The 22,497-nt window shown below is 42.7% G+C and carries 21 protein-coding genes and 2 pseudogenes; 5 read left to right on the forward strand and 18 right to left on the reverse strand.

From position 1 onward, the window contains the following. Nucleotides 1-33: 33 nt before the first annotated feature. The gene (locus CHH75_RS00255; protein WP_095397123.1) at nt 34-861 is read left to right on the forward strand and encodes an HAD-IIB family hydrolase; all 828 of its coding nucleotides are present in this window, start codon (nt 34-36) and stop codon (nt 859-861) included. Between the two features lie 360 nt (nt 862-1,221). Here CHH75_RS00255 and CHH75_RS00260 read toward each other — a convergent pair whose 3' ends face one another. The 3 genes from CHH75_RS00260 to CHH75_RS00270 form a co-directional block, all read right to left on the reverse strand. Beyond that, on the reverse strand, nt 1,222-1,569 hold the full coding sequence (locus CHH75_RS00260; protein ID WP_095397124.1) for an MmcQ/YjbR family DNA-binding protein: 348 nt from the start codon (nt 1,567-1,569) through the stop codon (nt 1,222-1,224). Nucleotides 1,570-1,639: 70 nt separating this feature from the next. After that, entirely contained in the window at nt 1,640-2,095 is a 456-nt protein-coding gene (locus CHH75_RS00265; protein ID WP_095266445.1) for a DinB family protein, read from the reverse strand. Between the two features lie 158 nt (nt 2,096-2,253). Next, nucleotides 2,254-2,625: a hypothetical protein gene (locus CHH75_RS00270; RefSeq protein WP_095266439.1), complete on the reverse strand. Its 372-nt coding sequence runs from the start codon at nt 2,623-2,625 to the stop codon at nt 2,254-2,256. A gap of 347 nt (nt 2,626-2,972) precedes the next feature. Here CHH75_RS00270 and CHH75_RS00275 point away from each other — a divergent pair, with 347 nt between their 5' ends. Beyond that, nucleotides 2,973-3,374: a tautomerase family protein gene (locus tag CHH75_RS00275; RefSeq protein WP_095266438.1), complete on the forward strand. Its 402-nt coding sequence runs from the start codon at nt 2,973-2,975 to the stop codon at nt 3,372-3,374. Here the strand turns inward: CHH75_RS00275 and CHH75_RS00280 are convergent. From CHH75_RS00280 to CHH75_RS00335, 8 genes are all read right to left on the reverse strand, one after another. Beyond that, complete coding sequence (locus CHH75_RS00280; RefSeq protein WP_095397125.1) at nt 3,371-4,153, reverse strand: phosphotransferase family protein; 783 nt, start codon at nt 4,151-4,153, stop codon at nt 3,371-3,373. The genes CHH75_RS00275 and CHH75_RS00280 overlap by 4 nt on opposite strands. Before the next feature lie 269 nt (nt 4,154-4,422). Continuing rightward, nucleotides 4,423-4,902 carry a hypothetical protein gene (locus CHH75_RS00290; RefSeq protein WP_095397127.1) on the reverse strand — a complete coding sequence of 160 codons (480 nt, stop codon included), beginning with the start codon at nt 4,900-4,902 and terminating at the stop codon, nt 4,423-4,425. Between the two features lie 600 nt (nt 4,903-5,502). Further along, on the reverse strand, nt 5,503-5,976 hold the full coding sequence (locus tag CHH75_RS00300; protein ID WP_095397129.1) for a hypothetical protein: 474 nt from the start codon (nt 5,974-5,976) through the stop codon (nt 5,503-5,505). 697 nt (nt 5,977-6,673) lie between these two features. Then, entirely contained in the window at nt 6,674-7,474 is an 801-nt protein-coding gene (locus CHH75_RS00315) for a hypothetical protein (RefSeq protein ID WP_095397131.1), read from the reverse strand. Between the two features lie 574 nt (nt 7,475-8,048). Next, nucleotides 8,049-9,875: a UbiD family decarboxylase gene (locus tag CHH75_RS00320; protein WP_095397132.1), complete on the reverse strand. Its 1,827-nt coding sequence runs from the start codon at nt 9,873-9,875 to the stop codon at nt 8,049-8,051. A 426-nt stretch (nt 9,876-10,301) separates the two neighbouring features. Next, complete coding sequence (locus CHH75_RS00325) at nt 10,302-10,658, reverse strand: GNAT family N-acetyltransferase (protein WP_095397133.1); 357 nt, start codon at nt 10,656-10,658, stop codon at nt 10,302-10,304. A 215-nt stretch (nt 10,659-10,873) separates the two neighbouring features. Beyond that, complete coding sequence (locus CHH75_RS00330) at nt 10,874-11,383, reverse strand: DinB family protein (RefSeq protein WP_095397134.1); 510 nt, start codon at nt 11,381-11,383, stop codon at nt 10,874-10,876. A gap of 277 nt (nt 11,384-11,660) precedes the next feature. Further along, nucleotides 11,661-11,999 (reverse strand): MmcQ/YjbR family DNA-binding protein, encoded by a 339-nt coding sequence (locus CHH75_RS00335; protein WP_095397135.1) that lies wholly within the window; start codon nt 11,997-11,999, stop codon nt 11,661-11,663. A 372-nt stretch (nt 12,000-12,371) separates the two neighbouring features. Between CHH75_RS00335 and CHH75_RS00340 the strand changes: the two genes are divergently transcribed. After that, complete coding sequence (locus CHH75_RS00340; protein ID WP_255222918.1) at nt 12,372-13,337, forward strand: tyrosine-type recombinase/integrase; 966 nt, start codon at nt 12,372-12,374, stop codon at nt 13,335-13,337. Between the two features lie 198 nt (nt 13,338-13,535). Here CHH75_RS00340 and CHH75_RS00345 read toward each other — a convergent pair whose 3' ends face one another. Next, nucleotides 13,536-14,087 carry a cupin domain-containing protein gene (locus tag CHH75_RS00345; RefSeq protein ID WP_255222919.1) on the reverse strand — a complete coding sequence of 184 codons (552 nt, stop codon included), beginning with the start codon at nt 14,085-14,087 and terminating at the stop codon, nt 13,536-13,538. Nucleotides 14,088-14,464: 377 nt separating this feature from the next. Between CHH75_RS00345 and CHH75_RS00350 the strand changes: the two genes are divergently transcribed. Both CHH75_RS00350 and CHH75_RS00360 read left to right on the forward strand, forming a co-directional pair. Further along, the gene (locus CHH75_RS00350; protein WP_341037514.1) at nt 14,465-15,109 is read left to right on the forward strand and encodes a DUF421 domain-containing protein; all 645 of its coding nucleotides are present in this window, start codon (nt 14,465-14,467) and stop codon (nt 15,107-15,109) included. Between the two features lie 769 nt (nt 15,110-15,878). Then, a pseudogene (locus CHH75_RS00360) lies at nt 15,879-16,118 on the forward strand (transposase); the annotation flags it as partial. Here CHH75_RS00360 and CHH75_RS00365 read toward each other — a convergent pair. The 6 genes and pseudogenes from CHH75_RS00365 to CHH75_RS00390 all read right to left on the reverse strand — a co-directional run. Further along, nucleotides 16,117-16,581: pseudogene (locus tag CHH75_RS00365) on the reverse strand (IS110 family transposase); the annotation flags it as partial. The pseudogenes CHH75_RS00360 and CHH75_RS00365 sit on opposite strands and share 2 nt — an antisense overlap. Nucleotides 16,582-16,949: 368 nt before the next feature. Next, on the reverse strand, nt 16,950-17,759 hold the full coding sequence (locus CHH75_RS00370; protein WP_095397137.1) for an aminoglycoside phosphotransferase family protein: 810 nt from the start codon (nt 17,757-17,759) through the stop codon (nt 16,950-16,952). A gap of 247 nt (nt 17,760-18,006) precedes the next feature. Then, nucleotides 18,007-18,564, reverse strand: a complete 558-nt coding sequence (locus tag CHH75_RS00375) for a shikimate kinase (RefSeq protein ID WP_095397283.1) — start codon at nt 18,562-18,564, stop codon at nt 18,007-18,009. Nucleotides 18,565-18,759: 195 nt separating this feature from the next. Continuing rightward, nucleotides 18,760-19,389: a hypothetical protein gene (locus CHH75_RS00380; RefSeq protein WP_095397138.1), complete on the reverse strand. Its 630-nt coding sequence runs from the start codon at nt 19,387-19,389 to the stop codon at nt 18,760-18,762. Between the two features lie 350 nt (nt 19,390-19,739). Next, nucleotides 19,740-21,449: an ABC transporter permease gene (locus tag CHH75_RS00385; RefSeq protein ID WP_095397139.1), complete on the reverse strand. Its 1,710-nt coding sequence runs from the start codon at nt 21,447-21,449 to the stop codon at nt 19,740-19,742. Next, on the reverse strand, nt 21,446-22,474 hold the full coding sequence (locus CHH75_RS00390; RefSeq protein WP_095266177.1) for an ABC transporter ATP-binding protein: 1,029 nt from the start codon (nt 22,472-22,474) through the stop codon (nt 21,446-21,448). Before CHH75_RS00390 ends, CHH75_RS00385 begins: the two co-directional genes overlap by 4 nt. Nucleotides 22,475-22,497 lie beyond the last annotated feature (23 nt).

Below are 22,497 nucleotides of genomic sequence, written 5' to 3' on the forward strand. Positions count from 1 at the left end.
TATCGTTAACAAACTGTAGGAGGAATGACACACATGAAAGTCATCTATACCCCCACTGTAACCGAATACCTGATATTTTTTGATTTTGACGAAACCTATTACCCGCATGAATGTTTGCCTGAACAACTTAACATGGTTTACGAATTGGAACAATACCTCCAGCTGCTTGCCAGAAATCATCAAGTCAAGATAGCCTGGGTCACCGGAAGCAGTGTTCAGCAAATCCAAGCGAAAATGAAAATGGCCGGGATGACGCAGCTCCCCCATTTTATCGCGAGTAATCTGGGCACAGAGATGTGGGAGATTAAGTCTGACGGACATTGGGTCACTGTTCCATCCTGGACAGAGATTATTAAAGCATCCGGATTCTCTCGAAGAGATGTAGAAGATTTAATTAGCGAATTAAAATCAACATACAACATCGTCCTTCAAGAACAGACTCAATTTGGTCAATCCGGATATAAAATGAACTACTATTATTATCCGGTATCTGCAGCCAGAACCCCATACGATCTAAACGTCATCAGACACCTGGCCGCAAATCACGGGATCGGCATTAATATCAATATTTGCAATCCCAAGGCGGGTGATCCGGAGCACGCATATGATGTTGATTTTATCCCCACAGGAACTGGCAAGAAAGCGGCTGTGCAATTTCTGATGGATTATTGCCAGGTGCTTCCTTCCAAAACATGGGCCTTTGGTGACAGTGGAAATGACATCGAGATGCTTCGGATGGTTGCCCATGGGTATCTTCTTCAAAACGCAACGGCAGAGGCCAAGTCATACCACAACAACGTTGCCCCTTATCCTTATGCCGAGGGAATATTGCATGTATGCAGAAATTTCTTTGGCGAGTAGCTCAAATGGTTGCGTTGATCAGCTAGTATCCAATACAGATATTGCTCTTATTAGCGACAAAAAACAAAGCGGCTGAATGCTATTGATCCAGCTGCTTTGTTTTCTTCAGGTTATTTTTACTAAGATTAAAGAATGGGGACAGGGCTAAATTATTGATGTTGTGTCATCGAACAAGGGGTGCTTATTGCCAAATGACTTTATCTCCGAGCTAGTATCATTGGTTTGTGCGCCCAGCATGGGTTACAAAAAAAATATATACACGATCATATAAAAAACCATTTCCCATTGGACAATAAGTTCATTCTTGATTTTGGATCAGGTTTGTCTGTAATTCTGCGTTACGTTAGGCTCTAGGGTTATCTATGCATCTTCTTTGATCTTGCGTTTAGGCCTTGTGAGTTCATAACTATGCCTTACCATGTCATGAAGATCCTCTTCCGGAAGCTCGCCATCCAGGATCACGGTATTCCAGTGCTCTTTATTCATGTGATATCCCGGCTGGACTTCCTTAAAAGCCTGCCGAAGAAAATCGGATCGATCAGGATCACATTTCAGGTTGACGCAAAGATGGCCATCTCGGTTAAATATCAAGGCAAAAATCTTTTGGTTCCCTTTATGGCGTATGGCCGTCCAGCCTTCTCCGAAAGGTTGATCTTCATACGAGCCTGGATAAGACAAGCCGTGTTCGATGAATTCTTCGATTGTCATGCCGATCTACTCCTTCCTCCCGTTCTTATCGACCAAGTCCGTATTCCGCGTCCAAAGAACGCTAGCTAGGCTAGAGCCTCGCAAATGTAATGTAATCGATCTGAACAGGCTCTGCCGATTCGAGCCGAAGTGCCCGGTTGATCTGTCCGCGGTGATATTGCCCGTGTAGGAGGACCTGCAACAGGATGTCACGAACTGATGTTTGGAATGGAACCCCACTCTGGTTCGTATAGTCGACCATCTCGTCCAACTCGGATTCCTTGAGCCCTTCCATATAGACACGATATTGCTTGGCATTATCCTCAAACATCGTCCGGATCTCCGTCAGGTTCGCGGCTTCCTCCCACAACACATATTGCATGCTGCCCTTGCCCTGCAATCGGGACAGCCAGACTTGTTCTGCCACCGCGACGTGCCGAACCAGCTTAAGAAGGTCCTTGTCCTTCGTTCCACTTTCCTCAAGCGCCTCCAATATCCGTCCGTCGGCCCAGTACATGTGCTCCATCATGCATTGGATTGTCTTCACTTCGGTCTCCTCCTGTTCACAATTATGATCATAATCATTCAACTGGATAACCATTATTCTGTGAATTCCTTGTTAGTGTAACTTAACGGGGAGAAACGGGAGAACTTCCTAATCAAACAACAGCCGATCTTGTTGTGGCCGGCTGCCGCGGATATGGTTTACCATTTCTTTTTCTTCTTCTTCCCATATATAGCTTGCTTCAGCATGTCGGTTCCGTCTTTTCTGATAAAAGGAATGGTTGCAATGCCTAACACGACGATATAGATAAGTGCAGCCGTAAAACAAGCTGAAGTGATTTTGGTGACGTGGAATAAGCTCGGCGTATCCGTATAATCGCAAATGATTTTCAATAGGAAGATGTTCAAGATTACAGAGAGCAAAGAAACGAATCGGGAAATGAACAATTTCCCTTCATTTTCAAGTTTCTGAGCACGAAGTATCAGCGACCAGAATAAGGATGTCCACATATAATATAGAATAACAATCACAGACCATATAAGTAAGAAAAAACCATAGATTACCATCAGCATAACCACTACGTCCCCCTGTTCCCTCTACGGTGTTTCCTCATTACTTGTTTGCTTCTGTACGTTCATTCATCTTTAATGGTTAGGTATCCAGTGGAGCTTATGTATTGTTGCAGGTATATTGCCTGCTCTACCTTCACCTATTTCCTATTCACGTCATTTTACCGCAGTTCCGTTGTTATGATCAATATTCATAGCCCGGCATTTTCGTTTTTCTCTTTCCGGCGTAGCAGGATAGTTCCATAATTTCGCGAAATACTCTATTGTGAAGAATGTTTTAGGAGTTCGTAGATCGATGTTGGGACATGACCACCAAGCTACTGATCCTTTAATAGAAGAGGTGAACTTCAATGGCACAAGTAAAGATTTATGGAATCTATGAGTCCTTAAAACCATGTCAGAAACAATTTTCTGAGATCCTGCATTCTTGTCTTATGGACGCATTGCAATTACCTGAAGAAAAAAGGTTTCAACGTTTCATTTTTATGAATAAAGATGATATTTACTTCCCTAACGATCGATCAGAAAGGTATACCATCATTGAAATAAGTATGTTCGAAGGCAGATCGGCTGAAGTGAAAAAGAAGTTAATCCGTTTGATTTTTAAGAGAGTCCAGGTGCTCGGGTTTGATGTTAATGATATTGAGGTCACTATTTTCGAGACACCTAGAAGTCATTGGGGAATAAGAGGTTTGCCGGGCGATGAGTTATCACTAAATTATAAAGTTGATGTTGAAAACCAAGCGGATTAGAAGAACTGATACAGCCCCTCTTGGAAGAACAAATACTCTTCCTCGGTGATCGTCAACCGGTCATATGCCTCCAAGAATATGTCTTTATCTCCTGTTTGATCAAATACACCCTGCTTGGGTCTAATAGCTAATGCGATATCAAATCGTGGATCGCCAAAGGCCGCTCTTGGCCAATCGATGATGCCAACAACTTTATTGTGCTTTATCAACACATTATTCGTGTGATAATCTCCATGAATGAACGTGTTTTCTATCGGTTGCAGGGGTGTATCCCTTAACCGCACTAGAAGCTCTTCCGTTCCAGCCACTTCATAATTCTTCAAGTTATGGCCTGCTTGTGTAAACATGGAGTCTAACCAAGAGATATCGCTCTGGCGGTGCAGATTAGCGGGGCACTTCGTATCGTGGATTTGTTTTAAACTAAGTCCATACTCAGCAATCACGCGCTCTCTATCTTTAGGATCAGGCTTCCCAGCTAAAAAATGCCTTAAACTAATGCCTTCGATATAATCCATGAGCAACCATCTTGACTTGCCTTGTTCATGAAAAGCATGCACCTTAGGTACGGGGATGCCGGCAGACGAGATACTTTGTAATGCGTTGTACTCCTCTAGCAACCATTCATTATACAGTTCATGCTCCGTTTTTTTAATAATGAATTGATGCTCACGGGTTTCAATTTTTATAACGAGCGATGTATGTCCTTGCTGGGGCAAGGATATCTTATGAATCGATCCGATTTGATCTAGCAAATAGATAGGAATATCCGTTACGTTCATTGTTCTCTCCTCTGCTTGTCGCCCTTTCAACTATCTATCGGACACCGGCTAATATAATTTCTTGCGAGTCTTTCTCCCTACAATTCTTCTGGTTACATATAATGAAATGCCTATGGATATCAGAAGAGTTAGGAGACTCCTTAAATAAACATCTGAAATAATCGAAAACACAATCCCGCTTACAAAGACTTGAATGATGATGAGTAAAACAATGAAAACGGCTAATGCATATAAGCTCTTCTTGATCTGCGGCAAAATATAGTTCCTCCCTATCTTCTTCCTGCGGTGTGTACGATCCGACTTAACAGCCATACTAATAATGAAAGGCCTATAAATAAAAAATAGGTATTAACGTTGAAATACTGATTGTTGATGTGGATGGATAGTCCTGAGGTTATCGAATGAATATACTCCCAATCGACAGTTCCATACTGCTGCGCGTATATTTCGGCCAAGAAATCTCGATAGTTACGAAAGCTGATGATTTGAACATACACACCGATCACTTGATGACCAACAAGAAGCACGGACATGATCATGAGATTTTTCAACGTAATATGCGTATGACGAAATACTTTAAACCATTGAGATATCAGGACGATAAATAAAACGACCAAAGGCACAAACAGCAGAATGGCCGGATTCCCGTTACCGGAAATCGTACCTGGCCTTGTCGTCATGGAGTTACCAAATATGAATATGAGGAACACAATAGATAGCGTAATAAGCAGATGGATTATAGTTCTCATCTTTCCTCCTGAATCTCTACAACAGTTCCTGTATCTGGGATATCCCCTAACCTATGAAATGACTTACAGAAAGAAAACAGTCTTAACAACGTTGCAAAGACTGTTTTCCAATCGTTCCTCTATGCAGTGCGATTAGCCACTCGCGTGTATATGTTGATCAATATATTAATGACAACCCCATAAAATATGAGAACCAGGCTATAATGCAGGTCTTCCACTATTCTCTGCACGCTGCCCATATTGGATAAGAAAACTAAACCATATCCCACTGCGATCGCAATCGAGAATGATTGTATTAAACTTCCCATGTTCTTTAGACGCTCACTCCATTTCCCCCTGTAAAGAAACCACAAAACTAAACTTATGATTATTATTGTCAGCCCTGCACTGATGTTAATAAAAAACATGTAATCACTCCATTCATATAATCATAAAAACTTATAACTATCACCTAAAATATTCTACATATGATGAATAGTTCCTTCTTCAATCGAACGTGCCTGCACCGTGTTATACGCAGAAGTAGGCCGTCTAAACGTGCTTCTGATCCCGCGTTCTTATTGCGCCGTAGCTCAAAGGGGCAACTTCTTGATCCTACCATCAGTCCCAATGATTAAACACAATATCCTTGATTTTAACAGGTTTCCAGTAATCAATTTGCTTAAGTTCGTCCTTATCCAGTTCCTTTGTCAGATCATCCGTCAGCAATGCTTCTAGGACATTGAATCGTAATAGAACATATTGGTTAAACGATGTGGTGTGATTCCAAAAACGTTCTCTATGCGCTACACCATTAAACCGATTATCCGCTATAAATTCGACATTTCCATCTTCGTACTTCGTGGCCATCGCTACGAATGGATAGTGTTTGTTCATTAGTACATATACGAATTGCTCATCCCCACGTAATTCCCCAACATAGTAGTTATGATGATATGTGCTTACCATTTCAAAGGTCTGGAATCCATGTTCCATCAGTAATTGATAGCACAGCTGTTTGAATTCCTTTTCTGTAACTGCAGCTTCCGAATCAGATCGGCCAAATCCAGTTATACCCCGGGGCAACTTCTGCATTTCATATGTCCTTTCATTTCTGATACGATCTTGCTGAATCGCCCTTGCTATTCTTCTGCTATATCTTTGCTCGTTCTGGTTGGGTTATTATATCTTCTCTCAAAGGTTGACCATCTAATCCATCCGACAGTTATTCCGATTAAGATAGCAACTGTTATAAAAGCAACAATATCGCTACGATCCATTTCCTTACTACTAGTCATGTACAGAGTTGCCCTGATTAGCGAGATAAAAAGTATACCGTAGGTTACCCAACGAAATATATATGCCCATTTACCTTTGCTTCGGATATTACTCCATTTTCCCCACTCCTGTTGATCTAGTGAGTTCACAATCTATTCCCCCCTAAGATTATATCGGTTTTTAGTTTTAAAAATTCAGGAAGGAGCTGTCCCTCAGTCATCCACGATAACTTTTGAGACAGCCCCTTTTTGAAATCTTGTTTATACTGATCTAATTAAAACGATGACGACATGCACAATAAATATGATTGCGGTCATTCCAACTGCATTAATCAATACGTTTTTAATATTAAACTTTTTTTGACTTAATTGAATTAAGACATTAGCAATCAACATAGCGCTAAACACACTTAACATTGTAAAACTACCGATATAGTAAAAATCTTGAAAACTAAGACCAGCCAATGTCTTGTACCTCCATTATGCTGAATCAGCGTTGACTACATTTTAAATCTTTATATCCCAACTGTCCATGTTTTATAAGTTACGCTTCCTGAAGGGCTTATTGTGAAACGAGTACGATAATGCCAAGTATTATCCTTTCCTGTTTTACTTAGATAGACGATAACTTCTTTGGTTCCAGCAGCTGGAACTGGAGCAGCTATAATATCTCCCCAAAGTGGTACTTCATTAGCTAACATCCAGGCCCCAGCTCCTAAAGCCCAATTTCCATAAGGGAATGGTTTTTGATTTCTGAACTTGTCCATTAATTTAGCCATATAAGGATTTTTTCCGGCAACTTTATAGGTTAGATAAGTACCGTAACCAGTAGTAAATGTTTGAGTGAATTTTCCCACGGCTGCATTAAACCAACTCTGTGTAGCTTGTTCTTGATAATAGTACAAATCAGGTCTCGTAAACACGGCGAACTGACCGTCCTTTATCGTATACTCTAAAGCAACACCATTAACAATGGTAATTTTGTTTGTAGACAATTGAACAGGCGCACCAAATCTTGAACATGCTAGTCCAATGTCACCTGTTAATTGAGGTGTATCCGGTTGGCTGTAGCATCCAATATCATCAGCAAAAGGAGTTGCTTTATCATTTTCGGCAAAGAAGCTTGCATCTGTTGAACCTGTCTTCTGGTTAGCTATTTTTCCTTCGTTAAGTTCAGTCTTTAAAACATGAACTCCTTGAAAGTTTACATCATTTCTAGAAACGCTATCTTCAGCGGAGACACTGCTCGGAAGTATAATTGAAGCAAAAAGTGTTGTAACAGCAAGTAGTAGAATTCCAGATTTTTTAAATTTCAATATAATCCAACCTCTATTTCATATTTACCCTTGCATCATTGATAATCAAGTACTCCTTTCGTCTATAATTAAGGGTCTAAATATAATAACAACAATAAACGATAAAAGTTTCTATTTTTTTCTTTTAAATCTAATAAAAGGTTTAATCTTATTCTAGATATATAATGATCAAATCAGGACCACCCGTCCAACGGGTGTTTTTTTGTTTCGCACGCTTCGCGAGCCCAACTGGCTAAAGCCACTAATAAAAAGAGCACCGACCACGGTGCTCCGTCTATCCTTTATTCTGCACTTATCACGAGAAGCTTCTGTTCAAATCCTCAGCGCTCTTCCTTTTTAGCTAGCCGGATCTGTTCAAACTGATCTATACTTATTCCCTTCTTTTCTGCAACATAAATTACTTCAACTATATCTGCCAACTCTTCTATTTGCTCATCATCATTTGCCTCATAGTATTCCTTTAGTTCCTCTTGAAGCTATAGGTTTTGCCCTTGCTTCCCCGTGGTTTTGCGCCCTATGTTCTTTGTCTTTCCGCCCTTGCGTACTTTCGCCAAGGGAGAGGCATTACGAGCGACTAGCCCAAAGGCCCGTCCGCTTTGAAAAATCGTTCAATGTTTCTCTCAACCTCGGCATCAGCTAAGAGCGGAGGCGCATGGTGTGGCTTGCTTCTCGCGTCAATGATGACATTATCGCAGCCCCAATGCTTAAATTCAATCGACTCATTGACCCCGTACAAATCATGGGACGGATTGCTGCGGGTAAAGGTGGTCCAGACAAAATTAGCAATAGACGCACTGGTGAATGTGCTGTCATCACAGACAACCATCATAGGGCAATCAGGAAGCCCTCCCTGCTCTATAACCGCATCACTCAGCTGCTTCATAAAGTCCGCGCATTGCTGATAATCGAGGAAAGGCTGTACCGCTTGGACTGCCACGATTCCTGGCAATACAAGACGGGGATTGGTGACGAGAGAATGCAGCTCCTGGATAGTCGCAGGAACCTCAGTACACAGCTCTCTTTTCTTATCTCCAGCTGCAGCAAACACTACCTTGCTCCCGGTATTTAACCCGGTACCCGAATAATCCAAAGTGTCGATGGTCGTATTCGTCTGAAAATGCAGGTCTCTTCGCAAATCGATCCGTTCCAGAATGTAACGGAAGAACGCAGCCTCATCATGCGTACTGAGCGGCTCCTCTTCCTGTGCAGCTATGAATAAATACTTGGCCAGGCTAAGCTGGTTCGTCCCCAAAATTCGATTAGCAATCGTTAAAATTTCCGCAGGCTGTTTGACCTTCTGGTAAGGAGTGTACCGTTCACTGCCAATAGCAAACAGCAGCGGATGTACACCGGCCGCATCAACAGCATGAACCTCTCTAACCCCCGGAATTTCCTGCTGTATTGCCCCTCCCGTCAGCTCATGTATAAGCGCACCAAAAGACGTATCCTCTTGGGGTGGACGGCCGACGACCGTGAAAGGGAAAATCGCGTTCTTGCGGGCATACACCTTGTGAACCCTCATGACCGGAAAATCATGTACTAAGCTGTAATAGCCCAAATGATCCCCAAATGGCCCTTCCGGCTTCGTCTCATGGGGATATACTTCGCCAGTAATCACGAAATCCGCATCATGACTAATGCAATAACCGTCCACATAGCTGTAGCGGAAATGACGGCCGGCCAGCAGTCCTGCAAACGTCAATTCACTCAAGCCTTCAGGAAGCGGCATGACGGCAGACAGCGTATGAGCCGGCGGACCGCCAATAAAGCAGCTCACCTTCAATGGCTGCCCTTTCCTCGTGGCCTTTGCCTGATGTATACCAATCCCCCGATGAATCTGGTAGTGCAGGCCGACCTCCCGATTCATCTCATAGTCATTGCCGCTAATCTGAATCCGGTACATCCCCAGATTAGCGTTCATAATTCCCGGTTTGTCCGGGTCTTCGCTGTATACCTGAGGCAGGGTGATGAAGGCGCCGCCATCATCAGGCCAATGCTTGATCTGCGGCAGATCGGAGATCGATATTTCCTCAAAGTCCTCGGGGAGCCCGTTCCTCTTCAGAGGCAGCGCTCTTCTGGCGGCGAACCCGGTCCCCGCATATTTAAACGGATTCTTTAATGCCTTCATCGGGTCATTTCGAACGCCGATAACCGCTTGAGTCGTTTCCCATGTATGGCGAAAAATAAATTTGCTGCGTTCGATCGTGCCGAACAAATTGGACACCGCGCGATATTTGGATCCCTTTACCTTTTCAAATAATAATGCAGGTCCTCCAGCCTCGTACACCTTCAAGTGAATCGCTGCCATCTCGAGGTGCGGATCCACTTCATCGCGGATTCTCACGAGGTGCCCGTGCTTTTCCAAGTCATCTATACACTGCTCCAACCATTGATAGCTCATCGATGAATACCCCATTCTTTTCACTCTATATTTTCTTGTTCTATTATCTCATATTTTATGGAGTGGGGGCACATGAACATGGTGCAATTTTGTGTATTTCCTTCCGGTTCTCTATGGCTACTATGCCCTTTCCCGTGAGCATAAAAAAATCAGAAAACACTGCCTACCGTAGATTTCTAAAAAGGGGGCGAGGCGGTAAACCATCTAAATGGTACAAAGGTAATCCTAAGACTTCAGAGAGTTTACTGGAAAAAGTAGATTTCCCTGATCCTCCGATCCAATTATCATTATTCTTTTCATTCGTGTTCTCCTGGCTATTAATGGTTTATAATATCACTTTATTCACGAACCCGAGAACCTTAAGGCAGCTTCAACTGCTGTCCCGCCTCGTGAATGCATTGTTATATGATGTTAATGCCTTCCTTGTTATGCCCCCAAGATCATCCTTAAACCAGGTGCTTGAAAACTAAAGGTATTCAGCTTAATAAAGGTACATTCTTTCTCCCTAGCGATTTTTTCTATTTCCATTAACAATGTTGAGCCATGCCCTAGATGCCTTTGTGTCTCATCGATCCATAAAATATCAACTTCGAGCCAATTCCAACACAAAACACTAAGCACTCCACCAATGATCTGATTATCTGCGTCTTTAATGTTAAGATTAATCTCTTCATATCTATTCTTAATATCATCTGAAAGTTGACTAGCATTGAACTCTATAAGTTTAGTTCTAACATATTTGCTTTCTTCTTCTGTGCTTTCAGATATCATGTGATTGAACATGTTAATCCTCCGAGTCTATTTGGGCTCTTTTGTGGGACTTAAGGCGAAGAAGTCGCCGGGCGCGATGCGCTTAGTCGGTGCGGATGTGTCCGGCTGATTTCCCCTTCCACGCTACTGGCAAATACTTCTCAGATTCCACTTCTAACTTCTGCCGGACCAAGGCTCGAATGGCCCGAAGCTTAAACATTCGGAACAAACATTCATGTACTTTAATATCAGTCATAATTCCAAACAAGTTCTCCCCTTCTAATCTTTGCTGCATATATTATTTGCCCGGTGTGATAATGCATTTCTCTAATCATTGCTATCATAAGATTAAGAACCGTTGTCTCATTATTTACCTGGCTATATGTGAGAGGTGGACGATTGATAAACGGTTGTGATAACAACAATTCAGGGTTTGATTTGAGGTGTTCGAGATAGAGAATGATAATATCAAATGCTTCTTTTGTCATGTTGTAAACTTGATCTTTAGAATATTGGAGTCCACGCTCAAACTCCTTGTCTCTGTCCCTCGTGTCTGGAATATCATATAAGATTGTTTCTATTCTGGAATGAACACAACCTCGAATATGAGCAACTATATTAGTAATACTATTACTTTCAGAGTTAGGCACCCATGTTAAATCATCCTCTGACAATTGTCCAATCGCTTGGAGAGTCCATTTCCTCTCCGAGTTAAACTTAATCAACATACTTTCGATTACTTCATTTGCAATTTCCATGGGCAACCCCCCGACTAGCGATTTTGATAACCTTAATTTATGGTAGTTTCATATTCTATGTATTATTTTATATTTTTTGCTGATTTCCGATAACGTTCCAGGCATTCACGAATCCTCACTGGCTTAAGTGAGCGAAGCGAGCGGGTCCGATGGACTTAGCCAGTGCAGGGTTGTCCGCCTGCTTCTTCTTCCTCGAAAATCCTCGGGCAGACCAAGATAAGCAACAGCTTCCTGCAGCGTGAATGCAGTGTTATATGATGCCTCGGGCTTCGTCGAATCAGCTCTCAAAGTACACTTTTGTTAATTTCTTGGGAGCAACGATACCCCATGCATTCCTAATTAGATTAATTACTTCTTCGTTTTTTGCTGATTTAAGATCAATGTGCATGTAATTTAAGTTTGAAAATGAGTCCGGAATCTTGTATGTTTCAGGACTCATGCTTGTATATAAATGCCTTTCTTCTTTCGTCGTTTTAATTGTAATAGTGCTCATATCATCTTGTATGACTACAAAGATCTTATTATTGATTCTAAATGAAGGTTTTCCCCAGTGCTCCACTTCTACTGTTCCAGGCAAAGATAGCGCAATTTCTCGTATTTCTTCTATTTGCATCATCTAAAACTTCCCCTTTATCTTTCCAGAGGTTTCGCATAACGTTCGTGTATTCATGACGTCCGACGAAATCGGATGTGTCTGCTGATATCCCTCTTCGAATTTCTTCCTGCAGGCCAAGGCTCCCTCAGGAGCCGATGCGTGAATATGGTGTTATATGAACCGGAAGGAGGTGCCGCACACCCTCCGAAATGCCGATAAACCCTTATGTATCAAGGTATTTGGGGTATTCTTAAATAGCCCTAACCTGCTGCAAATAACCCGGTTTTTCGTGAAAGTTATACGAAACCGTATATCCAATAGTTATACGAATCCCTTTCCCCTACTTCGTATATCCATTTCGGTTCGCATAACTCCTTAGGGAGGATATGCGAAGTGCAAAAGAATGATCACTTCTCACCAAGTGCTGACTGGCACGATGCCGTCCGGCTTTTTCTTCAAGACTGCAAATCTCGAAACTTAACCAACGCGACCATTCGTCGTTACCGCAACGGTCTGGAAAAGCTCCATCAGCACCTGGCCTTACAAAAAATGCAATGGTCCGACCTGGCCCCTGCGCTCCTGACCCATTACGTCATACCGAGTATGCTGGAGGAAGGGCTCTCACTCCGGACAGTGAATTGCAATCTGTGCATCTACAAGGAATTTTTCAAATTTCTCTGCGGAGAAGGACTGGCAGCATCCGATATTGGAGTCTGGTTAAAGCCGTTTAAGCTTCAACCAGCTACGGCTCATACTTTTACGGACGAGCATCTGCAACACTTATTTGCCTTACCGAACCGCTCCACCTTTACTGGCCTGCGCAATTACGTGATGATGTTGACGCTGCTTGATACCGGCATCCGTTTGAAAGAATTGGCCAAGCTTCAAACTTCGGATGTCTTGACGGAAGAAGCTTCCCTTCGGATTGTACAAGGCAAAGGTCGAAAAAGCCGCCTTGTCCCGATTCAACGGCTCGCCATAAACGCCTTGAAGCGTTATATGCAAGAACGCGGGGCGCTCGGGCACCAGTACCTTTGGATCACTCTGGAAAATGAACCCTTCCAAACAGGCGGCATCCGGATGATGATTTCCCGTTATTGCGCCGCTGCCAACATTCAAGGCATTCAATGCTCCTGCCATACATTCCGGCATACATTCGCCAAGAAATATATAATGAATGGCGGCGACATTTTCACGCTGAAAAGCATCCTAGGTCATGAGCGGATCGAAACGACGGAAATGTATGTGGAGCTGTTTGCGCGTGACTTGAACATGCAGCACGAGAAGTACAGTCCGATCGAGCATCTTGCCGAGGAACTCCCCTTCTTTCATGTAAATGAAAGCGAGGTGCATGTTTAATGAGCGGTAAGCGTCGGCAAAACACACTCGCAAGCATTGAGAATCCAAGTGTGGTAAAGCAGCAATTAAGCTTCGATGAATTGCTACAATCTTTTATTCTCGATTATATTACCTGCACATAAATAAGAAACCAGCCACCATTCTGCGGTAGCCGGTTCTCCTCTGAAACCAAAACCATATACACTAAACCAATAGATGCTACCAACTTCGCTGATGATGGGATGCCATAGCTTCAGCTTTCGTGGCATGGACGGTGCCGAACGGATGCTCTGGCGGAGCGTAGATGACGTATACCTTCAAGGGTTTATTTCCGGTATTGGTCAGATTGTGCCACTTTCCGGCAGGGATCATAATGGCATAATCCTTATAGGCTTCAGTCTGGTAATCCAGATTATTTCTAGAATCCCCCATCTGAACCAGGCCCTTCCCCTCTTCAATTCGAATAAATTGATCCGTATTAGGGTGGACTTCTAACCCGATATCACTTCCGACGGGAATGCTCATCACGGTTACCTGGAAATGCTCCCCCGTCCATAAAGCAGTACGGTACGTATTGTTCTGTTTCGTTACTTGTTCGATGTTGATGACAAGCGGTTCTTTTCCATAGTCCTTTATTTCCGTCCCATGCCAAGAGCTAAACCGCTCATTGACATAGTAGGGCGGATGCACCGGTGGAAAACCCGTAACATAATGAGGATAGCGATATGGCTGATATAGTTGCCAAGGGTAATAGGGATATGTTGGGTTCATGAATGCTTGAGGCACAGCATGCATCATTTTTTATTTCCTCCATTCTGAAATACTCCATCATATGCCTAATGTTAGAAATCGTAGCTTGCCTAGGCAAAAATGATTTTCTATGTGGATCATTTGCTTGGATAACCTTGCTTAAACACTGAAAAACAACTACCCGGCTGGTATGTAGCATGATTAAGATGAATCCAGCGATATTAATCCGGAGGAGAAACGCCTCATAAAGGAGGTGAAACGTATGACCAAGTATTCGAATGAAGAGATCAGAAGCATTGTCCAAAAATTATAAATAAATTCTCCACACTGGTATATCAAACAAGTTTGGAGGGTAACCTTTTTACTAAAAATGATTAATTGAACTTGGAGGTTTCTGCATGAAGGACCATCTCATTATTTTGATTAGAAGTTTTTCAGCATTCATAATCCTAATGCTAATAGCTAGAGCACTAGGAAAACAAACCCTCTCCAACATGAACTTTCATGATTTCGTAACAGCAGTCATATTGGGAGCTATAGCAGCCAACTTTGCATTTAACGAAAAAATAGAAGTTACCCACTTGTTAATAGCATTGTCTGTTTTTACAATTACTTCTTATATTTTATCAAAGTTACTCTTGAAATTCAGGAAATTTAAGATGTGGACAGAAGGAACACCCACCGTCCTCATTGAAGGTGGGTTAATTTTGGAAGACAATATGAAAAAAAATAATATGACAATGGATTCTTTGAACGAACAGCTTCGCCAGAAAGAGATTTTTAATATAGAAGATGTGGAGTACGCTCTCCTTGAGATCAACGGTAAACTATCTGTTCAAAAGAAAAAGGAACAGCAATTCGTGACATTAAAAGATCTACAGTTGAATGCAGGTAGCAATGCCAAACAGTTCCCAATTGAGCTTGTAATCGACGGGCAACTTTTAAACGACACTTTAAAAGCCAACCATATTCCCGAATCTTGGCTTTTGTCCCAACTGAAGGTACGTGGCAAAAAGTTAGAGGAAGTATTCTACGCCGTATAAGGCAGCAATGGTCAACTTTATGTGGATGATTATAAAGATAAAATTCAGCATCCAATTGATGTAGAATAAGCGTTAACTTTCGTTAATGGCTACCTGAGATCCAACGTAATCAGAAAATTATATTTTACAGCGTGCATAAGCTCATCCCAATATGCTACCATACACCGTATCTTTGTAGATGCCTGCAGGCAATCCTAACCAGATGTTACGGTATCACTCCCCCATCAAGGTACTCTGTATAATGGTAACCTGCTCTTTTGAGGGAGCCAGGTTGATCAATTCATCCCGGCTCAAGAAGGGGGTTTGTGGCGGAAGCTCTAAGGCACTCGACGATACACAAATTAATCGCTTCACACCATGCTTAGACATCCCCTCCATAATATTGCGGGTTCCCTGTGAATAATCCATCATGGTTTCTTCTATAGGAAAATTTCCCCATTACTTATAAACGAAAAACTACCGAGCGCTGCTTTGATATCCAACCAAATGAACACAAAAAGGCTGTCCCAGAAGAGAAATTCCTGTCGAGTGAGTTATACGGCTTCGCAATTGCATCATACTCTTGACCACTGCTTTGACAAAAGATACGCTTTCAATATCAGCTTCGTATATCACCTAAGAATCAGGTGCGTATAACAGGTATAACCCATAAGCGACTGGGTTCGTATATCTTGGCTGACAAAATCAAAGTTATGCGAATTCGAAGCGAGAAAAGCGAAGTTGTGGAATAGCGAAAAACCTTATGTGACAAGGGATTCCGGCGTTTTTGAAGGCTAATGAACTGGATCTTTTGATCAAGCTGCTCGCTTATAATTTGTTCGAGCGATTCAAACGTGATTGTTGCGAACCGGTTCATCGTGGCTATACGATCGCCAGGTTCCGGCTGGAGTTCTTTCACATCGCAGCCAAGCTCATTCAGCACAGTCGATCGGTCATTCTCAAACTGGCAAAGGACTTCGCGGGTCGGTACGCTTGGAAGCGAATCGAATGCCGAGTGGCTCAGTTGGAATCCGCAGGTCTGCGTATTCTTTCTTCGGCAAATTCGGTTCAGAGTACTTTCCATTCCGAATAAGATCCGCGATCACCTTAGCATCCTTGTAGTCACTCTTTGTCTGCGAATTGTCTTCGAGTTCCTTGCTTTTGTTGACATGGTGCGGGTTTACAACGACAATCTTGATGTCTTGATTCTCTAAAAAGGCTGCTAACGGGAACCAGTAGTGTCCGGTAGGCTCGATGCCAAACACGATGTCTGTCTTACCGTTTGCTTGCCCGAGCTCTTTCATCCACGTTGCCAGCTTCGCCAGCCCTTCCTGGCTATTGTGAAACACGCAATCTTTACCTAGCTCTATCCCGCGATAATCTATTGCACGAGCCACATGTACTTTCTTGGCGATATCCGCTCCGACAACTAACGTCGATTCGGTAATTCGTGTAATCCGTTGATTCTGTTTTTGTTTCAGTTTATACTTCATATTGAGCGTCCTCCTTCAATTAGGGCAGTGAATGACCGTCATTCCGAGACCCAGCATACAGGAGGCGCTTTTTATTTTCAAAGGGCAAATTACTTCATTACAGGAATGGCTCCTTAATTATAGCACTGTTAATAATTATTACAATTACTGTAACTCTTCGAACTTTCGCATAACGTTTCCGTGTTCAAGACGTCCATTCACCCTAAGCTGCATGAGTCGCGCGACTAGCACGATTTCGACCGGCCGCGATGCGGTTGGGTGAATGGATGTGCCATGCTGCCACTCGGTCGGTTTCTTCTGACCAATGCCATGACCGAGGGGCGTATGCCCCGATGCTTGAACATATTGTTATACGCTGTATTGCGCTTCTATGAAACTGCCCTCAATCGTTCTTTAATGATTTTTAATAATTGCTCTTGTTCTTCTTTAGGCATCCATTCTACTAATCTGGCTGCAGCAACTGGCAAGATCCATCTATCGATATCAGCGTAATCAAGTCCTGATAGCTCTATATAATGCCTTACGTATTCTTTCTTCAATTTATCCCTTAAAAAATTAATAACAGAATTTATATGTTTCGAAGTGCCGTTGGGCATCGTGCCAGTACTGAGTAATATGACTGATCTGGCAACATCCCCTGCGGGATTACCATACATTCCTGTCATCCAATCAATAATCCAGTTTTCTTCGCCAACCATCACATTATCAGGATGATAATCTCCGTGACATAACCTATTGTTGTCATGAGGTAGTTTTTCTAAGTAGTCAATTATTATATTCTTTTCACTTTCTGTAAGAGCAGAAGCTGATTTAATATTATTACTCAATACATTTTTTTGCTGTCTTAGCTCCCCAACCACATGATGACCATGTAAATTATGATGTAATGTTGCTAACTTCCTTGAATGCTTATTAATTGAAAGAGGACTCTTTCCCATGATCTTAAGTAAAGAGACTCCTGATATTCGTCGAAATATTATACCCTTCCTATGATCCAACTGAATTAACTCAATTGGTTGAGGTGTATTAATACCTAAAGAATATACTAAGTTACTAATCTGAAATTCCTGATTAATTGCATCTTCAGGGAAACTCCTCTTGTAAAGTTTAATTATCATATTTTCATCTTCATGATGCTCAAATATGTCTGCTGTCCTACCCTGACCAATTTGTTTCAAGTTTAACACCTCCGTAACCCACTACATTAGTTTTGCTAGCAATATTGCGTATAACGTTCTTGTATTCACGAACCCTCACTGGCTTAAGGGGCGTTAGCCCCGGGTCCGATGGACTTAGCCAGTGCAGGGTTGTCTGCTGAATCAACTTCCCCGAATTGCCTCTGCAGACCAAGGGTCGCTAGGCACGCAGCGTGAATACGTTGTTATAGGATGTCATCGCCTTCATGAAAAACTTACATAGCACTTATCATAAATTGAAATGCTTTTTAATCATATTTGCTACTTCGTCAGCACTTAGATTAGTGTTATTAATTTTCATATAGTTTTCCCTTGTAATTTCTCCTTGATATGAATTTAACCTATGATTTTCCAACGTATTTATTAGATCTTTCTCAGATTGTTCAACGTTCCTTTTACTCGGTTTTTGATCCAATCTAAAAGATGTTCTGTTTCTGACAATTCTTTCATCGATTTCTGCTTCTAACTCAACAAAATAGATCTCTGCACCTTTAGATTCAAAAATTTCACAAGTTTTCCTTACAAAATCCCAATCACCCTCAAGATCGAGTCCCCATACAAAAGTAAAAATTAGACCATACTGATTGCTTCGAGAAAATGATTCAAAAAACTCGTTCCTAACAATACCTGATAGTCTCCAGGTTTCACTAGTGAATCCAAAATAGGGTTGAAACAATTCTATTGACATATGATTGTGGAATAATTTCAATTCAGTTATTTTCGTCAACTCATAACCGACTGTCATTTTACCTACTGCCTGAGGGCCAAATATTAGTATGAATTTAATAATTATCACTCCTGTTTTTCAGATTTGCGCTGATTTCTTATAACGTTCTTGCATTAACGAACCCGAAAGGCTTAAGTGAAGCACAGCGCAACGGGTCGTAGACTTAGCCTTGCAGGGTTGTCACATGACTCAACTTCTCTGTCAAAAGCATCACCAGTGACCGAGGAGCGAATGCGACGATGCGCTAATGCGGTGTTAGGTGATGTCGGGCTCTTCAATGAGAAAGCTATCATCAACTTCTTGTCTTAGGAGTATTTGGAGTTTATCCGGTGGGTTACAGTGTGGATGGTTCATAAAGATTTCTTCTAGTCTGCCCGTCGGGCTATACCCTTTTGCATTTATCTCTTCCAAAAGGTACTGTTTTGATGATTCTATATGGCTATATTCACCGAAGTGAAGTAGCTGTGCACATTTTCTTTCTTGCCTGGAATTTAGAGATATAGACAAGTTTTTAACAAAATCATATCTTTCTCTGAGGTCAGTCATCGTCACCTCAAATAAATCTTCGGTTATATATTCAGGCACCCACATTGATACTTTATATTCATAATCCGAATCCCCCCAAGCTAATTCCAGTGGCATTCTGCTAAAGTTTTTACCCAAATCTCTTACCGTATAGAACTTTACACGGTTAATAAATCGACCAATCGTCCAGACCTCTTTATAATCATACATTCTATAAATATCTCGTTCCCCAGACCCAATAGATTCTAAATATATCATTTCTGGTATCAAATAATATTTGACTTTTTTGTCTTTTAATGAGTAATATTCTTTATTGGTTTTTCTGACATCTTCCCTAAAGACACTAGACCTACTAGACATTATTACAACCTCCTTGATTTTATGTTATAGCCCGATTTCACATAACTCCATATCTACGAACTTCGCAAATTAATCTTTTCATAAGAGTATTCGCGAAATTATTGAATTATCCTGCCCGTTAACTTAATACTAAGCTAATCGGCAATTGGACAAGTTCTTGCTCCTCGACATGTATCGAAACTTTCCAACAACACAATTCCGCAAACTGCCCATTAGTTAAACAAAAGCTACCGAACACGCTGTTACCAGGAGCAGTTCGACGTAGCAGCGTTATAAAACCAAAAAGCCGCTAATATAGCGACTTTAACGAGTCCGGGGTTTTATCCCTCGATGATTTTTTTTTAAATTCCTCAAGATCTGCTGTTTCTTCCATAAACAAAATATAACGTCACGGACGACATAATCATCAAGATCACCGAATAAACCAAGGTCAACGCTTTGGTATCCGCGAGCGCCTGCGCATCCGTGCTGTTCTTGATGACGACGCCTAACGGCTGGTACACCGGATGATAGAGGAACACGGTAACGTCATAATCAGCCAAAATTCCGTTGAAATTCAGTGCCAGAACCGCTAAGGTCGACGGTAGAATGATCGGCAGCAATACTTTTCTGAACGTATAGAACGGTTTGGCGCCCAGATTCCTTGCAGCGTCCTCCAGATTGCTGTCCAAGCTGAAGAAGGAGGCCTTGACCATTCGCAGGGTGAAAGGAATATGGATGATGACATACGCAATCAAGAGCATCCAGACGGTGCCAACCAGTACCGTATTCCCGATAATCAGCTTCGGCGTGTTAAAGGTGACGATCAGTCCGACCGCAATCAGCGTCGAAGGCAGAATCCACGGAATCAGCATTGCATATTCCAAGGCAAGCGCCCACTTGTTCTTATATCTATGCAATATTCTGGACACGGCCAGCGCCAATGCGACGACAATCACGGAGGCTGCTGCGGCATATAGAATACTTACCAGATAAGGCTTGAAGGCCGACATGGATGAAAACACTTGAATGTAATTATTCAAGGTAAAGCTGTTCAGATTCAACGTAGCGGTAGAGATACTAGCCGCATCGGTGAACGAAAAGATGATGATCAGCACAACCGGAACGATATATAGAACAAACAGGCCGTAAGCCAGAATATGAGCGGCGATGTTGCCGAATTTGCTCCGGATTTTTTGTTTGACCAGCTCCGATTTGACCTTGGAGACCGACATGAAGTTGCCCTTGCGTTCGAACCGGATCATTATGGTCAACAACACCAGCGTGGCCACTCCAAGAATAAGTGCCAATAGCGCAGCCAAGTCCCTGGACGTCATGCTTCTCGAGAACGTCAGAATCATCGGCGTAATCGTCTGGAATTCCTTGCCCCCGAGGATCAGCGGCGCAGACGTTGCAGCCAGGCCAGTAAGAAAGGTCAGGATCGTCAGTGCATAGATTGTAGGCTTCAGCACCGGAAGTACAACCCGCCTTAGGATATACCAAGTAGACGCCCCCATATTTCTTGCGGCCTCCACCGTTTGGAAGTCAATTTTGCGAATCGCATTGCTCAAGAATAGAAAGTGATTGGATGTGCAGGCAAACGTCATGACGAATAGCACCGCCCAGTAACCATGAAACCAAGTTGCATCAAATGAAGGGAACAAGTACACCAGGAGCTTGGTCATAAAGCCCTCTTCGCCATAGACGAATTTATAGCCGGACACGAGCACGACTCCGCTGTAAATCAAGGTCGTAAAGTAACCCAATCGCAAGATCTTCGCGCCTTTGATTTCGAAGTATTCCGAAATGAGTACCAGTGTAATGCCCACCACATTTACCGTAATGATGAGGGAAAATGCGAGAATAAAGCTGTTATACAAGCTTCGCATCGCGCGTTCGGACGAGAGCAGCTTCTCTGCCGCCTCCAGTGTGAATTGGCCATCCTTAAAGAAAATCTCGCCGTAAATATTCAAGTTCGGATAAATCAGAAAGGCAATAACAAACCAGACAATCAGTCCGTATAACAGGATCGAGACAGGGTTGATGGAAGCCAGCCGGGTGCTCAGGTTCCGGGCCTTCATGCTCCCCCCTCCTTCATCGGATATTGCAAAATATCGCAGACCGGGAGGTAGATGTCCACATCGTCGCCGACCTCGTGATGAAATAACCGGCTTTCTTTTTCGATCGTCTTTAGTTGCCCGCCGCCTTTAATCTCCAATACATACTTGCTGTATAAACCGTAAAATTCCCGGTCCGCGATCTTGCCTTTCAGTTGGACCGTATCGATACCCTGCAGGGGCAGCAGGCTTACCTTCTCATTGCGGATATAGGCGATATTGCCCGGCTGAACAACATCTTTAAGCGGGCTATTCTCGATCATCCCCGGATCGATCCGGTTAATATCTCCTATGAAATTGCATACAAACTCCGTTTGGGATTGATTGTAAACCTCCAGGGGCGTACCGACCTGCTCCAAGACCCCATGATTGAATACACCAATCCGATCGGACAGTGTTAACGCTTCTTCCTGGTCGTGTGTGACATAAATCGTTGTGATCCCGAACTTCTTCTGCAGTTGTTTCAGCTCGTTCCGAAGCTGTACCCGCAGCTTCGCGTCCAGGTTGGATAAAGGCTCGTCCAGCACCAAGATGCTCGGCTGCAATACGAGCGCCCGGGCTATCGCCACACGTTGTTGCTGGCCACCGGATAGCTCCGATACTTTTTTGAACAGCTGCTCATCTTTTAAATCCACTTTCCGGGCAATGTCCTTTACTTTCTGGTCCACTTCCGCCTTAGAGAACTTCTTGACACGCAAGCCGAAGGCGATGTTCTCATACACATTCATCGTGGGAAACAGCGCATAGCTTTGAAATACCATCCCGATCTCTCGTTTTTCGATCGGCAACCGGGTAATGTCGGCGTCTTTCAGCAGGATCTGTCCGCTTGTAGGCATAATAAACCCGACCAGACTGCGGAGGGTCGTCGTCTTCCCACAACCCGAGGGCCCGAGGAATGTGAAGAATTCCCCTTCCCGAATATGCAAATTAAGGTTTTTAACCGCATGAAATTCTCCGAATTTTATGTCAACGTTCTGGAATGTAATCATCTTATTCGCTTCCTTTATGTTGT

The sequence above is a fragment of the Paenibacillus sp. 7541 genome (assembly GCF_002276395.1).
GTDB lineage: Bacteria > Bacillota > Bacilli > Paenibacillales > Paenibacillaceae > Paenibacillus_AQ > Paenibacillus_AQ campinasensis.

What these genes read in the sequence shown, in the direction of transcription:
- CHH75_RS00320 (WP_095397132.1), bottom strand. Translation starts at nt 9,875, where the DNA reads ATGAGCTATCAATGGTTGGAGCAGTGTATAGATGACTTGGAAAAGCAC.
- CHH75_RS00260 (WP_095397124.1), bottom strand. Translation starts at nt 1,569, where the DNA reads ATGACAATCGAAGAATTCATCGAACACGGCTTGTCTTATCCAGGCTCG.
- CHH75_RS00290 (WP_095397127.1), bottom strand. Translation starts at nt 4,902, where the DNA reads ATGAGAACTATAATCCATCTGCTTATTACGCTATCTATTGTGTTCCTC.
- CHH75_RS00390 (WP_095266177.1), bottom strand. Translation starts at nt 22,474, where the DNA reads ATGATTACATTCCAGAACGTTGACATAAAATTCGGAGAATTTCATGCG.
- CHH75_RS00325 (WP_095397133.1), bottom strand. Translation starts at nt 10,658, where the DNA reads ATGTTCAATCACATGATATCTGAAAGCACAGAAGAAGAAAGCAAATAT.
- CHH75_RS00330 (WP_095397134.1), bottom strand. Translation starts at nt 11,383, where the DNA reads ATGGAAATTGCAAATGAAGTAATCGAAAGTATGTTGATTAAGTTTAAC.
- CHH75_RS00350 (WP_341037514.1), top strand. Translation starts at nt 14,465, where the DNA reads ATGAAGGACCATCTCATTATTTTGATTAGAAGTTTTTCAGCATTCATA.
- CHH75_RS00345 (WP_255222919.1), bottom strand. Translation starts at nt 14,087, where the DNA reads ATGAACCCAACATATCCCTATTACCCTTGGCAACTATATCAGCCATAT.
- CHH75_RS00280 (WP_095397125.1), bottom strand. Translation starts at nt 4,153, where the DNA reads ATGAACGTAACGGATATTCCTATCTATTTGCTAGATCAAATCGGATCG.
- CHH75_RS00275 (WP_095266438.1), top strand. Translation starts at nt 2,973, where the DNA reads ATGGCACAAGTAAAGATTTATGGAATCTATGAGTCCTTAAAACCATGT.
- CHH75_RS00300 (WP_095397129.1), bottom strand. Translation starts at nt 5,976, where the DNA reads ATGCAGAAGTTGCCCCGGGGTATAACTGGATTTGGCCGATCTGATTCG.
- CHH75_RS00335 (WP_095397135.1), bottom strand. Translation starts at nt 11,999, where the DNA reads ATGATGCAAATAGAAGAAATACGAGAAATTGCGCTATCTTTGCCTGGA.
- CHH75_RS00380 (WP_095397138.1), bottom strand. Translation starts at nt 19,389, where the DNA reads ATGTCTAGTAGGTCTAGTGTCTTTAGGGAAGATGTCAGAAAAACCAAT.
- CHH75_RS00385 (WP_095397139.1), bottom strand. Translation starts at nt 21,449, where the DNA reads ATGAAGGCCCGGAACCTGAGCACCCGGCTGGCTTCCATCAACCCTGTC.
- CHH75_RS00255 (WP_095397123.1), top strand. Translation starts at nt 34, where the DNA reads ATGAAAGTCATCTATACCCCCACTGTAACCGAATACCTGATATTTTTT.
- CHH75_RS00270 (WP_095266439.1), bottom strand. Translation starts at nt 2,625, where the DNA reads ATGCTGATGGTAATCTATGGTTTTTTCTTACTTATATGGTCTGTGATT.